The following is a 14620-nucleotide window of genomic DNA, read 5'->3' as shown; positions in this document are numbered from 1 at the left end:
GAAGATGAATTATTCATAACGCAGCGCCTCGGCCGGTTTGACCCGGGCCGCACGGGCCGCCGGGTAGAGGGTGGCGCTGAAGCTGAGCAGCACGGCACCCAGCAAAATGGTCACGACCTGAGCGGGTTCGACGATGACCGGCAAGCCCGAGCCGCCAGCCGTCATGTAGAGGTTGAGCCCCACCGCATCGAGCAAGGGGTTGAGCCCCATGGAGAGCGCCAGCCCCGCCAGACCGCCGAACAGGGCGCCGATGACGCCGCTGGAGGCCCCCAGCACCATGAAGATCTTGACGATGCCGGTCTCGCTCATGCCCATGGTGCGCAGGATGGCCACCTCCCCTTCCTTGTCGGTCACCACCATCACCAGGGCGGAGAGGATGTTGAAGGTGGCGACCGCGATGATCAGCACCAGCATCAGCCCCATCATCCGCTTCTCCATGGCCACCGCCTGGAACAGCTCGCCGCGCTCGCGGCGCCAGTCCTGCCACTCCAGCCCGTCCGGCAGCGCCGTCTTCACCACCTGATCAGCGGCGAAGGGGTCATCCAGCCAGAGGCGGATGCCGCCCACCTGATCCGCAGGCAACCGCAGCATGCGCTGGGCATCCCCCAGCGCAATCAGGGCGACCTGGCTGTCCACGTCGGCACCGACCCCGAAGATGCCGGAGACGGTAAAGAGACGCTGGGCCGGTACCCGGCCAAACGGGGTGAAGCGGGTGCCTTCGGTCAGGATCAGACGGACCTGGTCGCCCATGGAGACCTTGAGGCGATTGGCCACCCCCTGCCCCAGCACTATGTGGTATTCGCCGGCCTGCAGGCTGTCCAGACGCCCCATCTGCATCTGGGCGTGCAGGATGTCGTCCTTGGGCCACTGGGCGGGACCGATGCCCTGCACGCTGACGCCGGTGAGCTGACCGGGGCTTTGCAGCATGCCTTCGCTGTCGAGCATGGGGGCATGGGCAATCACGTGCGGCAGCCTGGCCAGATCGGGTAGGCCCTGCGGCGCGGCATCGATGCGCCCCGCCGGGCTGGTCACCACCACATGGGGGATCACCCCCAGGATGCGGCCCTTGAGCTGCCCTTCAAAACCGTTCATCACCGAGATGACCACCATCAGGGCGGCGACCCCGATGGCGATGCCGAAAGTGGAAAACAGGGAGATAAATGAAACGAAGCGATTGCTGCGTCGCGAGCCTGCATAACGCAGGCCGATGGCCAGCGACAGTGGCTGAAAAAGTCCAGTCTTCAAGGATATCTACATTGCCAACAAAATAAGATACCGGATAATAAAGGGAAACCGTCTATGACAACAAGGGATAGCCTCCATGCAGGAACAGTTCTTCAGTGTCACCCATGCCACACCGGTCAATGTGATCCCCATGCCCGGTGACTTTCATCTGCCCTCGCTGGAGGCACTGGAGGCCGAGCTGCCCGAACCGTTTCGCATCGCCTCCGCCATTACCTCCATCGACATGGTGACCAGCCGCCTGATCCGCAATCAGAACGATTCGATGCACGATCTGGTGGAGATCATCAACCAGCAGTCGCGCAAGATCGACATGATCATGGGCTATGTGCTGTCGGTGCAGGATCATCCGGAACATCGCTTTCACACCCTGCGCTTTGGTGCCGGCCAGCTGACCTATCTGCATCCGCGCCAGGGCCACGGCGAGGTGCCGCACCTGCACCAAATTGTGCGGCTCAAGATCTTCCTGCGCGAAGAGGCCTCCGCCATCTACTGCTACGGCCAGGTCAAGCAGCTGGAACCGAGCGAGCACGGCACCCACGTGATGCTCGACTATGTGCGGATCCGCGAGGATGACCGTGAACTGCTGGTACGTGCCAGCCTGCATATCCAGTCCAAACAACTCAAACTTCGTGCGCAAGACCGTCAACGTTAAAAGAATCGAATGATGCCAATGAAGCTTCCCGCCTTGCCCGCCAAGGCGGGCCAAAAGTTAACGCTCGGCCAGCTGACAGGCAGCAGCCTCTCGCTGATGGCCGCCCGCCTCACCCAGGAGGCGCATCGCCCCGTCCTGCTGGTGACCGCCGATACCCCGAGCGCCCTGCGCCTCGAACAGGAACTGCAATACCTGTTGGCCGACACCGGCTGTCCGGTGCTGCTGTTCCCGGACTGGGAGACCCTGCCCTACGACACCTTCTCCCCCCATCAGGACATCATCTCCCAGCGGCTCGAGACCCTCTACAAGCTGCCGCAGATGAGCAGCGGCGTGCTGATCGTGCCCATCTCCACCCTGATGCTGCGCACGGCGCCCCGGGTCTATCTCGACAAATACAGCCTGATGGTGAAAAGCGGTCAGCGCCTCAATCTGCAGCAGCTGCGCGCGCGCCTCGCCGAGGCGGGCTATGTGGCGGTGGAGCAGGTGCTGGAGCACGGCGAATTTGCCGCCCGCGGCTCCCTGCTCGATCTCTTCCCCATGGGCAGCAGCAGCCCCTATCGCATCGACTTCTTCGACGACGAGGTGGACTCCATCCGCCCCTTCGATCCCGAGACCCAGCGCTCCAGCGAGCCGGTCAAGAGCGTCAGCCTCTTGCCTGCCCGGGAGTTTCCCACCGACGAAGGGGCCATCGAGCTGTTTCGCGGCCAGTATCGCGAACAGTTCGAGATCTCCCGCGCCGAGGGCTCCGTCTATCAGGAGGTGAGCAAGGGGCGCTGGCCGGCCGGCATCGAGTACTATCTGCCGCTCTTCTTCCAGCAGACCGCCAGCCTGTTTGACCACCTGCCGGACAACACCCTGCTGCTGACCGTGGGGGAGATCTACCCCGCCGCCCAGCGCTTCTGGAACGACATTGCTCAACGCTACGAGGACAGGCGCTGGGACAATACCCGTCCCCTGCTGCCACCCCAACAGATCTATCTGCCGGTGGAGCAGCTGTTTGCGGCGCTCGGCCAATACGCGGCCGTGCGGCTGCAGGAGGCGCCCACTGCCGGTGATGCGGGCCAGCACGACCTGCCCATCTCGGCGCTGCCCGAGCTGCAGCTCGATCACAGCAAGGAGCAGCCGCTGCTGGCCCTCAACCAGTTCCTGCAAGGTTTTGCTGGGCGCACCCTGTTTGCGGTGGAGTCCGAGGGGCGGCGCGAGGTGCTGGGCGATCTGCTGGCCCGCATCGCGCTGCAGCCCAAGGAGTTCGCATCACTCGACGCCTTCATTACCAGCAAGGCCCGTCACGGCCTGCTGGTGGCACCGCTCGAGCGCGGCTTCTTGCTGCGAGAGCCGGGGCAAGAGGAGCTCGCGCTCATCACCGAGACCGAACTGCTGGGCGGCAAGATCCGCAGCAAACGGCAACGGGAGAAGAGCAAGAACCTGAGCTCGGATGCGGTGATCCGAAACCTCGGCGAGCTGACCCAGGGTCAGCCGGTGGTGCACCTGGATCACGGGGTCGGCCGCTATCTGGGGCTGGAAACCATCGATGCCGGCGGCCTGCCCACCGAGTTTCTGACCCTGGAATACGCCGGCGGCGACAAGTTGTTCGTGCCGGTCACCAGTTTGCACCTGATCAGCCGTTATACCGGCTCGGACAACCCGCCCAGCCACAAGCTCGGCGGCGAGGCCTGGGTCAAGGCCCGGCGCAAGGCGGCCGAAAAGGTGCGCGACGTGGCAGCCGAGCTGCTGGATGTCTATGCCATGCGGGCGGCCCGTCACGGCTTTGCCTTCAAACACGACCGCGAGGCCTATCGCCAGTTTGCCGCCGGCTTCCCGTTCGAGGAGACCGACGACCAGCTCAACGCCATCAATGCGGTGCTCGGCGACATGTGCCAGGCCAAGAGCATGGATCGGCTGGTGTGCGGCGACGTGGGCTTCGGCAAGACCGAGGTGGCGATGCGGGCGGCGTTTGTGGCAGTGCATGGCGGCAAGCAGGTGGCCGTGCTGGTGCCCACCACCCTGCTCGCCCAGCAGCACTATGACAACTTCCGCGACCGCTTCGCCAACTGGCCGGTACGGGTCGAGGTGTTGAGCCGCTTCCGCTCTGCCAAGGAGCAGTCCGCCGTGATGAAAGAGCTGGCCGAGGGCAAGGTCGACATCATCATCGGCACCCACAAGCTGCTCGGCGCCGAGCTTACCTTCAAGGATCTGGGGCTGCTCATCGTCGACGAGGAGCATCGCTTCGGGGTGCGCCAGAAGGAGAAGATCAAGGCGCTGCGGGCCGACGTGGACATCCTCACCCTCACCGCCACCCCCATTCCGCGCACCCTCAACATGGCGATGTCGGGCATGCGGGATCTCTCCATCATCGCTACCCCGCCCGCCAAGCGGCTCGCCATCAAGACCTTCGTGCGCCAGCAGGAGCCGGCGGTCACCCGCGAGGCGGTGCTGCGGGAGTTGAAGCGCGGCGGCCAGGTCTACTACCTGCACAACGACGTGGAGAGCATCGAGAAGTGCGCGGCAGATCTTGCCGAGCTGGTGCCGGAGGCGCGCATCGGCATCGCCCACGGCCAGATGCGCGAGCGCGAGCTCGAGCGGGTGATGTCGGACTTCTACCACCAGCGCTTCAACCTGCTGGTCTGCACCACCATCATCGAGACCGGCATCGACGTACCGAGCGCCAACACCATCATCATGGATCGGGCGGATCACCTGGGATTGGCCCAGCTGCACCAGCTGCGGGGCCGGGTCGGCCGCTCCCACCACCAGGCCTATGCCTACCTGCTCACCCCCCATCCCAAGCTGATGACCAAGGATGCGGCCAAGCGGCTGGAGGCCATTGCGTCCCTTGAAGATCTCGGTGCTGGCTTTGCACTGGCCACCCACGATCTGGAGATCCGCGGCGCCGGCGAACTGCTCGGTGACGATCAGAGTGGCCAGATTGAATCGGTCGGCTTCACCCTCTACATGGAGATGCTGGAGCAGGCGGTCGAGGCGCTGAAATCGGGCAAAGAGCCGTCGCTCGAACAACTCATGAGCCAGCACACCGAGGTGGAGCTGCGCCTGCCTGCGCTGTTGCCGGACGACTACATCCCGGACGTCAACATGCGCCTCTCCATGTACAAGCGGATCGCCAGTGCGGCGGACGAGCAGGAGCTGCGCGAACTGAAAGTGGAGCTGATCGACCGTTTTGGCCTGTTGCCGGAGCCGACCAAAACCCTGCTGGAGCTGGCCGCCTTCCGCCAGCGCGCCACAGCCCTTGGCATTCGCCGGGTGGAGATGAGCGAGCGTGGCGGCTATCTGGACTTTACCCAGGAGACCAAGGTCAACCCTGCCTATCTGGTCAAGCTGCTCTCCGAGCAGCCGCGCATCTACAAGATGGACGGGCCGACCCGGCTGCGCTTCCAGGTGCCGACCCAGGACAGGGCCATGCGCCTCAAGCTGGTGGACGGCCTGCTGGCAGACCTCGCCAACAACAGCCTGTAGGCGGAAAGCGAAACAAAACGGGAGCCACTGTGGCTCCCGTTTTGTTTATGTTGGCTGGTGACGAGCGTCTCCCTTCTCCCCTTGTGGGAGAAGGGTCGGGGATGAGGGGGGCAGTGAAAACCATTCCCCTCACCCTGCCCTCTCCCAGAGGGAGAGGGAATCGCACCGGTAAACGTTGGGCTTCGCTGCGCTCAGCACCAACCTACACCTCTGACGATCAACCCTGATTAGCCGGATCCTCATGGGAAGAGAACTCCCGCATAAAGGCCTCGGCCCGCTCCACCATCTTGGTGGAACCCACGAAATAGGGGGTACGCTGGTGCAGCGCGGTGGGCTGGATGTCCATGATGCGGCCAAAGCCGTCTGATGCCTTGCCGCCGGCCTGCTCCACCAGGAACGCCATGGGGTTGCACTCATAGAGCAGGCGCAGCTTGCCGTTCGGCGAGTTGGTGCCGGACGGATAGATGTAGATGCCGCCCTTGAGCAGGTTGCGGTGAAAATCGGAGACCAGCGAGCCGATGTAGCGGGAGGTGTAAGGACGGTGGGTCGCCTCGTCCCGCTCCTGGCAATATTTGAGGTACTTCTTCACCCCGTCCGGGAACTTGATGTAGTTCCCCTCGTTGATGGAGTAGATCTTGCCCTCCTCCGGAATGCGGATGTTCTCGTGGGAGAGGCAGAAGCAGCCGATGGAGGGGTCGTAGGTAAAGCCGTTGACGCCAAAGCCGGTGGTGTAGACCAGCATGGTCGAGGAGCCGTAGACCACGTAACCGGCGGCGACCTGGCGGTTGCCCGGCTGCAGGAAGTCTTCCAGGGTGACGCCGGCGCCCGGCTTGCTGACCCGGCGGTAGATGGAGAAGATGGTGCCGACGGAGACGTTGACGTCGATGTTGGAGGAGCCATCGAGGGGGTCGATCAATACCACGTACTTGGAGTGACGGGAGAGCTCGGAATCGAAGGAGACGAAATCCTCCTCCTCTTCGGAGGCCATGCCGCACACTTCGCCACGGGCTTCCAGTGCCGCCTTGAAGCGCTCGTTGGCGTAGACGTCCAGCTTCTGCTGCACCTCGCCCTGCACGTTTTCAGCGCCCATGGAGCCGATGATGTCCGCCAGCCCCGCCTTGTTGATCTCCCGGTTCACCACCTTGGCGGCCAGGCGGATGGAGCTGAGCAGCGAGGTCAGCTCGCCGGTCGCGGTGGGATAATCCGCCTGCTTTTTGACGATGAACTCGCCCATGGTGATCATGTTTCGCATTATTGTTCCTTTAAGATCGTTTCCGTTGGCTTTGAAAACGTTTGCACGCATAGACAAAAAAAGTGCCGATCCTCGGCAGCCTTGTTTTGTAACCTAATGTAACGCCTGTTTTTTGTTTTTGCAGCGAATTAAGCCGCTGAATAAACGCACATCTCCCCCACCTTTTTCGCCCGAAACCGCCCTCAAACTGGTTTCAATCGGTAACTTTTTCGATGTTAATTCGTGGCAAAAACTCACGAAGATGTCGCCATGAGGATGGCAAGATCCCCGCCATGCCCCCTATCTGGGACACATGCCATGGGGGACCTGTCTGCCTCTTGAGATCTCGCCATCAATCCCGCACACTGGCCCGGCTTTGGAAGCAAAAAAACATAAGGATATTCAATGAAAAGGACACTCATTGCCGGCACGGTTGCCGCCCTGTTCACACTCCCCGCCCTGGCAGCCCAGGTACCGGCCGGTACCAAGTTGCTGCCGGCAGAACAGCAAACCTTCATCCGCAACATAGGTACCGAACCCGCCTCCATCGACCCCCAGATGGTGGAAGAGAGCGCGGGCAGCGAAATCGTCAACGATCTGTTCGAGGGGCTCTACACCCTGGACGGAGACGGCAAGCTGCAGCCTGCCGGCGCTCTTGGCTACGAGCTCGACCCCACGGGCACCGTCTACACCTTCAAGCTCAGACCCGATGCCAAATGGTCCAACGGCGAGCCGGTGACGGCGGCCGATTACGTCTATGGCTGGCAGCGGGCGGCGGATCCCAAGAATGCCTCCAACTACGCCTGGTTCATCGAGCTGACCGGCGTCACCAATGCCGCCGAGGTCATTCAGGGCAAGCAGAGCCCGGATACGCTGGGCATCAAGGCGCTCGATGCCCATACCCTGCAGATCACCTTGAAAAACCCGGTGCCCTTCTTCCTCAAAACCCTCTCCCACTACACCACCTTCCCGGCGCCGAGGGCGACCATCGAGAAGTTCGGTCATGAGTGGGTCAAGCCGGGCAACATCGTCTCCAACGGGGCCTTCGTGCTCAAGGAGTGGACCCCCAACGAGCGTCTCATCTCCGAGCGCAACCCCCATTACTGGGACAACCAGCATACGGTGCTGAACAAGGTGTTCTATCTGGAGATCGTCTCCGACACCGCCGCCTACAACCGCTATCGCGCCGGCGAGCTGCACTACACCAGCTATCCGCTCGAGCAGTACAAGCAGCTCAAGCAGCAGAGCCCGCAGGAGCTGGTGAGCGTGCCGACCCTGGCCACCTACTACTACGTGTTCAACACCCAGCGCAAGCCGTTCGACAACCCCAAGGTGCGCAAGGCGCTCTCCCTGGCCATCGATCGGGACACCATCACCGAGAAGATCCTGGGGCAGGGCCAGATCTCCGCCTTCAGCCTGACGCCGCCGATAGTGGACGGCTTCGAGCTCAAGCGACCGGCCAGCGAGCGGATGAGCAAGGAAGAGCGGATCAAGCAGGCCAAGGCGCTGCTCGCCGAAGCGGGTTATGGCCCGGGCAAGCCGCTGGATGTGGACATCCTCTACAACACCAACGAAGGGCACAAGAAGATAGCCTTGGCCATCTCCTCCATGTGGAAGCATAACCTGGGAGTGCAGGCCAAGCTCAACAACATGGAGTGGAAGACCATGGTGTCGGCCCTGAACGAAGGGGACTTCGGGGTCAGCCGCTACGCCTGGAACGGGGATTACAACGATGCCTCCACCTTCCTCGACATCATGACCTCCAGCAGCAGTGCCAACAGCGGCAAGTGGTTCAACAAGCAGTACGATGCCCTGCTGGCCAAGGCCCATGACGCCAGGGATCCGGCCGAACGCAACCAGCTCTATCAGCAGGCCGAGGCTCTGATCGATGCAGAAGCGCCCATCGCCCCGGTCTATTTCTATGTCAAATCCCGCCTGCTCAAACCCAACATCAAGGGCTACCCCTATCAGAATCCGCAGGATCTGGTCTACTCGAAAGATCTCTATCTGACCGCGCAATAAGGTTCGCCATCCCGCAGACAAAAAGACCGCCTTTCGGCGGTCTTTTTTCTCATTCGTCCCGGCAGGCGGCCAACGCCACCCTGCGCCGGCGCAGCACCACAGGCTGCACCAGCAACTGGGCCAGCAGCACCCCAAACAGGGTCATGCCGCCACCGATCAGATGATAACTGGTCAATCTTTCGCCGAGCCAGCTGATGGCCAGAGCGGCAGTCATCACCGGCAGCAGGTTCATGAAGATGGCAGTGCGACTTGCCCCCAGCAGGGCGATGCCCTGCATCCACAGCCAGGGCGACAGGGCCGAGGTCGGGATCCCCGCATAGAGGATCAGCCAGAGCGCCCGGCCGTCCGGCCATTGCCCGTCCACCAGCAAATAGAACGGAGTGAGAAACAGCAGGCTGCAGAGCACCTGGCCGTAGAGCATGGACCAGTTGTCGAGCCCCAGATCCCACTTCTTGAGCAACACGCTGTAGAGCGCATAGGTACCCGCCGACAGCAGCATGTAGACGGAGCCGATGTGGATACCCTGAGTAAAGAGGCGGGCGGGATCCCCCTGCCCCAGCAAGATCGCCAGCCCCAGGATGGAGATGACGCCGCCAAGCAGCGCCCCCCAGGTGGGGCGCTCGCGCAGCAGCCAGATGCTGAGCAGCACCGTCATCAGCGGAGTCAGCCCCATCATCAGGCCGATCTCGGTGGCCCCCAGGGTCTGCGCCGCGTAATAGCCGAAAGTCTGGTTGAGCACCATGCCGAGCAGAGCCAGCGCCGCCAGCTGATAGAAGCCGGCGCGCAGCTTGGCGCGATCCCGCCAGGCCCGGTGCGCAAGGAACGGCGTCAAGATGATGGCGGCCACCATCCAGCGCGACCAGGCCAGCGCCGCCGGTGAGAGTACGCCCACCGCCAGTTTGCTGACGATGGCGTTGCCGGCCCAGATGGCCATGCAGGAGAAGGGAAACAAGAAGGCAAGTGGCATCGCTATATCCAGAAAAAAGCAGCGGGTATTTCTGGCGGCAGTATAGGGGGGTCAACAGGATTAGCAAGCGCCGCGCCGCCTGGGCAGAATTGGCTGACAAAAAGGGGGGTCGAACAGCGCTGAAGAGGCCGGAGGGAGCCCAAAAACAGTCATGCCCGCACGGTGGCGGGCATGACGCGGATCAGCGAGGTGACGAAGCAATCACGCCGCATCCATGTGCAGTCTCGAGATCAACTCGTTGACCTCGACCACGGTCTGACGGTGGGGAATGTCCGCCGACGTGGGCATCATCAGCAGGCCGGACTGGAAGTCAAAGCGTCCTCTGCCGTGGATGTAAATCCGCCCCTTGAAGAAGGTTTTGACATGTTTTGCCACCATCAGCGGCAGGTACTTCTTGAACACTCTCATCGTTTGCAACCTCTTGCAGTTGTATCCGTATGACAGCAGCTTCTGCGAAATAATTCCGTAAATTCTGTATAAAAATCCGGAAAAATCGCGACTCTCTTCCCCAAAAAACCAATCTATAACTTTTTATTAACTTTTAGCGTATTGTATGTGGTCCTTCCAACCAGAGCAAGACCCCCTTGCCATCTTGCCACTCGATACAGGCCAGACCTGAGGTGGAAAACATGGGGGCACCGGCTGCCGGACAGAGGCTCTGCACCAGATAGCCCACCAGCGGCAGGTGGCTCACCATCAGAATGCTGTCGTGCTTGGCCGCAAGCGCAGTGAGGTAGCTCGCCACGAAGGCCGGATCGCCATAAGGGGTGATGTCACCACTCTCTTCGACGGCCCCTGCCTTGGGTAATTCACTGCATATGCTCTGCCAGGTTTGTTTGGCGCGCAGGTAGTTGCTGTGGATCACCCGATCCAGCTTGTCGCCAAGCTGGGGAGCCAGCCAGCGGGCCATGTAGATGGACTCTTCGATTCCCTGCTCGGTCAGTGGACGCTGTTCATCTGTTTTCGCATTCATGCCTGCCTGGCCATGACGCATGATGTAGATTTTCATTACAACCTCGCCCAACGGGCCTGTTTTGATAGCGGGGGGATCTTACCCCGCCATGCCGGGGGAAACAATTGCGCTACCTCTCAGAAAAGGGTTTGCCTCACCGGGTAGCGGGGTCGATAATCATGTTTAAATTCAAATAAATCCAACAAGAGTCACGCGCCAATGAGCCCATATGCCAGTCCCAACGACCATCGGCAGTACCACTATCTGGAGCTGGCAAACCGGCTCAGGGTCTTGTTGATCTGCGATCCCGACACCGACAAGTCTGCCGCCTCCCTGGCCGTCAACACCGGCCATTTCGACGATCCGGCGGACCGGCAGGGAATGGCTCATTTCCTTGAGCATATGCTGTTCCTTGGCACCTGCACCTATCCCAAACCTGGTGAATACCAGCAATTTATGAGCCGTCATGGCGGCAGCAACAACGCCTGGACCGGCACCGAGTTCACCAACTTCTTCTTCGAGATCGACAACGGCTTCTTCGAGGCTGGGCTGGACCGTTTCTCCCAGTTCTTCATCTGCCCCACCTTCGATCCCGAGTGGGTGGACAAGGAACGCAACGCGGTCGACTCCGAATACCGCCTCAAGCTGCAGGACGACGTGCGCCGCAGCTACCAGGTGCATAAGGAGACGGTCAATCCCGCCCACCCCTTCGCCAAATTCTCGGTGGGCAACCTCGATACCCTGGCCGATCTGCCCGGTCGGGATCTGCGCTCCGACCTCATCCGGTTTTACGAAACCCACTACAGCGCGGATCGCATGGCGCTGGTGATAATCTCGCCAGCCACCATCGAGGCCCAGCTCGGCTGGTGCGATCGCTTTTTCGCTCCCATTTTGAATCGCAATTTGGGAACGCCGACCCTCGAGATGCCCCTCTACCGGCTCGATGACCTGGGCATTCGCATCCAGATCAACCCGGTCAAGGAGACCCGCAAACTCGCGCTCACCTTCCCGTTGCCCAACGTGGATGAGTATTACGACAAGAAGCCCCTCACCTTCCTGAGCCACCTCATCGGCTACGAAGGAGACGGCAGCCTGCTCTCCCTGCTGAAAGCGAAGGGCTGGGTCAACCAGCTCTCCGCCGGCGGCGGCATCAGCGGCGCCAACTTCAAGGATTTTGGCGTCAACTTCGGCCTGACCCCGCTCGGGCTCGAGCACGTCAACGAGATAGTGGCGGCCCTGTTCGGCTACTTGAAGCTCATCGAACGCGGCGGGGTGGAAGCCTGGCGCTACGACGAGAAGCGCACCGTGCTTGAGTCCGCCTTCCGCTTCCAGGAGCGGGGCCGGGCGCTCGACACCGTCTCCGGGCTGGTGTTGAACCTGTTCAGCTATGCTCCCGACGACCTGCTCTACGGCGACTACATGATGCGCGCATACGACGAGCCGCTCATTCGCCGCCTGCTCGCCAAGCTCACCCCCCACAACCTGCGCCTGACCATCACGGCGCCGGAGCTCGGCACGGACCGGCTGGCCCGCTGGTATCAGACCCCCTACAGCGTGACCACCATCACCGAGGCGGAGAAGATCCGCTGGCAGCAGAGCGAACCGGATCCGGCGCTGGCCCTGCCGCTGCCCAACCCCTTCATCAGCAACCGGCTCGATGTGCGCACGCCCGAGCTCACCGCAGACATGCCCGCCTGCCTGATCGATCGGCCCGGCTTTCGGCTCTGGCACCTGCACGAGCATCAGTTCAGCGTGCCCAAGGGCAACCTCTACATCTCCATCGACAGCGAGCACGCGGTCAAGAGCCCGCGCCACATTGCCATGGCCCGCCTGGCAGTGGAGCTGCTCACCGACCACCTCAACGCCCTCACCTACCCGGCGGAGCTGGCGGGGCTCGGTTACCAGATCTATGCCCACCAGGGAGGCTTTACCATCAACCTGAGCGGCTTTGCCGACAAGCAGCCGCTGCTGCTCGACATGATCCTCGGCAACCGCACCCTGGGTTACCCGGATCCGGCCCGCTTTAGCGAGATCAAGGAGCAGCTCATCCGCAACTGGGACAACCAGTCCAAGGCGCGCCCCATCTCCCAGCTGTTCAACCAGCTCACCAGCCTGCTGCAGCCCAACAACCCGCCGTTCGAGCAGTTGCTGCGCCACCTGCGCAGCGTCGAGCTGGGCGAGATGCCCGCCTTCGTGGCGAGCCTCTTTGCCGAGGTGCACGTAGAGACCCTGGTGCACGGCGACTGGACCGCCGCCGAGGCCCTCGAGCTCGCCGCCCTGCTGGAGCGCCACCTCGGTGTCAACAGCCAGCCCAGTGCCGAGACCCGTCGTCCACTCATCTCCATTCAGGACAGGGGCACCCTCATTCGCGAACAGGGCTGCGAGCATGAAGACTCGGCCCTGCTGGTCTACTACCAGTCACGCACCACACGGGCGCGGGATCTGGCCTGTTTCACCCTGGCCAACCACATCATGTCCTCCACCTTCTTTCACGAGTTGCGTACCCGTCAGCAGCTCGGCTACGTGGTGGGGGCCGGCAACCTGCCCCTCAACCGCCATCCCGGCCTCATCTTCTACATCCAGTCGCCAGTAGCCGGGCCGCAGATCCTGCTGGATGCGGTAGAGGAGTTCATCGATCTGTTTCCGCTGGCCATGCTCGAGCTCACCGCCCGCCAGTGGCAGGACAGCAAGGCGGGCCTGCAGGCCCAGCTGAGCGAGCGGGATGCCAACCTGCGCAGCCGCGGCCAGCGACTGTGGGTCAGCATCGGCAACAAGGATCTGGGCTTTGATCAGCGCGAAAGGGTGTGCGAGGAGGTGGGCAACCTGAGCCGCGCCGATCTGGTGCGCTTTATCACCCAGCTGAGATCGAGAACGTCGGATCGGCTGATCCTCTGCAGCTATGGCCAGGGCCACGAGCACGACGAGCGCATCACCGGCCAGTTCATCGACGACCCGCGTGCGTTCCGGCTCAATGCCGCCACCTTCGAGGCCTGATCCCCTTCTTTCAGCCAATAAAAAGCCGACCCCGTGGGGTCGGCTGGAAAAACCATAATCAATTGCGACCAGAGCCGCCAAAAGTGAACATGAGCGTGAAAATCAGACACTGAGTTGATGGTCGGCGGGCAGTCCCAAACCAGAGCGCGCCTGCCGATGACAACAGTGATTGAGAAACAGGCTCATCTTAGGCACTCCCCTCCCTTGTCACGTTGATCTATGTCAAAGGAGGTAATAAAGAGTCAACCAGCTGCAGCTTTATGGCGAGTTTTATGGCCTCGGGTCACGCTTTTGGTCAAGCCTCTGGACGGCGCACCAACCGGTAGGCCACCTCGTCGAAGTAGGAGAGCTGGCCCGACAGCACCCTGGGGTGATCGAGCTCCGCCGCTCGCCCCAGCACCTCGACCTGGAAGTGGCGCTCAAACAGGGTGCGCACCTCCATCTCCCCCACCGAGAACGGCGGCTGGCGCTGCTGCTCCGGCTGATACTCCAGAGTCACCAGCAGGATCTGACCGCCCGCCTCGATAAGCCGGCTCATCAGCTCGGCATATTGACGGCGCATGGCGGTCGGCAGGGCGATGAGGGCTGCCCTGTCGTAAGCCAGCCGATAGCGGCGGCCAAGTTCGGGGGCGGCGAAAAAATCCCCCTCATAGATGCGCAGGCTGTCGTGCTGATGGCACTGATAGGGTCCCTCGGCACTCACAGTGTCGCTCAACTTGTTCTCGCTGAAAAAGCTGTTGATGGCGACGGACGAGAGCTCGAACCCGTCGACCGGATGGCCCTGCCCGCTCAACCAGAGCATGTCGCGGGACTTGCCGCACAGGGGCACCAGCACGGGCTCGCCCTGCTGCTGGGCCGACCACCAGGATTGCAGCCAGCGATTGAAATCCGCCTGATGAAAGCCGATCCGGTTCTCTTCCCAACGCTGATGCCAAAATGCCGCTTCCATCCAGTAACCCCTGTCATGTAAAGATGCCTCAATATCACAACTTAGCCCGGCACACGCAAGCACCAACAAGGCGGCAGCCATAACTTTTGCCCAAAAAAGCGGAACAAAACAAAAAAGGGCCCCAAGGCCCCCTTTTG

10 protein-coding genes are annotated in these 14620 nt (G+C 61.9%); 4 read left to right on the top strand and 6 right to left on the bottom strand.

Annotated elements, in window-relative coordinates; translation table 11 throughout:
• Window positions 1-9: 9 nt before the first annotated feature.
• Complete coding sequence (locus ACPW75_RS07430; protein ID WP_190283611.1) at window positions 10-1245, bottom strand: lipoprotein-releasing ABC transporter permease subunit; 1236 nt, start codon at window positions 1243-1245, stop codon at window positions 10-12.
• A gap of 76 nt (window positions 1246-1321) precedes the next feature.
• Here ACPW75_RS07430 and ACPW75_RS07425 point away from each other — a divergent pair, with 76 nt between their 5' ends.
• Window positions 1322-1897: a hypothetical protein gene (locus ACPW75_RS07425; RefSeq protein ID WP_011705874.1), complete on the top strand. Its 576-nt coding sequence runs from the start codon at window positions 1322-1324 to the stop codon at window positions 1895-1897.
• Between the two features lie 9 nt (window positions 1898-1906).
• Entirely contained in the window at window positions 1907-5368 is a 3462-nt protein-coding gene (mfd, locus tag ACPW75_RS07420; protein ID WP_077096995.1) for a transcription-repair coupling factor, read from the top strand.
• 217 nt (window positions 5369-5585) lie between these two features.
• Here mfd and fbp read toward each other — a convergent pair whose 3' ends face one another.
• Complete coding sequence (gene fbp, locus ACPW75_RS07415) at window positions 5586-6620, bottom strand: class 1 fructose-bisphosphatase (protein ID WP_077096996.1); 1035 nt, start codon at window positions 6618-6620, stop codon at window positions 5586-5588.
• Between the two features lie 384 nt (window positions 6621-7004).
• On the opposite strand from fbp, the gene ACPW75_RS07410 reads away from it, so the two are divergent.
• On the top strand, window positions 7005-8621 hold the full coding sequence (locus ACPW75_RS07410; RefSeq protein WP_077096997.1) for a peptide ABC transporter substrate-binding protein: 1617 nt from the start codon (window positions 7005-7007) through the stop codon (window positions 8619-8621).
• Window positions 8622-8670: 49 nt separating this feature from the next.
• Here the strand turns inward: ACPW75_RS07410 and ACPW75_RS07405 are convergent, their stop codons facing one another.
• The 3 genes from ACPW75_RS07405 to sixA form a co-directional block, all read right to left on the bottom strand.
• Complete coding sequence (locus ACPW75_RS07405) at window positions 8671-9588, bottom strand: DMT family transporter (RefSeq protein WP_024943970.1); 918 nt, start codon at window positions 9586-9588, stop codon at window positions 8671-8673.
• A 201-nt stretch (window positions 9589-9789) separates the two neighbouring features.
• The gene (locus tag ACPW75_RS07400; RefSeq protein ID WP_016350921.1) at window positions 9790-9996 is read right to left on the bottom strand and encodes a DUF1107 domain-containing protein; all 207 of its coding nucleotides are present in this window, start codon (window positions 9994-9996) and stop codon (window positions 9790-9792) included.
• A 133-nt stretch (window positions 9997-10129) separates the two neighbouring features.
• Window positions 10130-10597 (bottom strand): phosphohistidine phosphatase SixA, encoded by a 468-nt coding sequence (sixA, locus tag ACPW75_RS07395; RefSeq protein ID WP_077096998.1) that lies wholly within the window; start codon window positions 10595-10597, stop codon window positions 10130-10132.
• A 162-nt stretch (window positions 10598-10759) separates the two neighbouring features.
• On the opposite strand from sixA, the gene ACPW75_RS07390 reads away from it, so the two are divergent.
• The gene (locus tag ACPW75_RS07390; protein WP_077096999.1) at window positions 10760-13534 is read left to right on the top strand and encodes an insulinase family protein; all 2775 of its coding nucleotides are present in this window, start codon (window positions 10760-10762) and stop codon (window positions 13532-13534) included.
• Window positions 13535-13829: 295 nt separating this feature from the next.
• Here the strand turns inward: ACPW75_RS07390 and ACPW75_RS07385 are convergent, their stop codons facing one another.
• Window positions 13830-14483 (bottom strand): thiopurine S-methyltransferase, encoded by a 654-nt coding sequence (locus ACPW75_RS07385; protein WP_016350923.1) that lies wholly within the window; start codon window positions 14481-14483, stop codon window positions 13830-13832.
• Between the last annotated feature and the right edge of the window lie 137 nt (window positions 14484-14620).

The organism is Aeromonas sp. FL131, from assembly GCF_049860615.1.
GTDB lineage: Bacteria > Pseudomonadota > Gammaproteobacteria > Enterobacterales > Aeromonadaceae > Aeromonas > Aeromonas hydrophila.
This window is presented reverse-complemented; position numbering and strand designations above follow the sequence as displayed.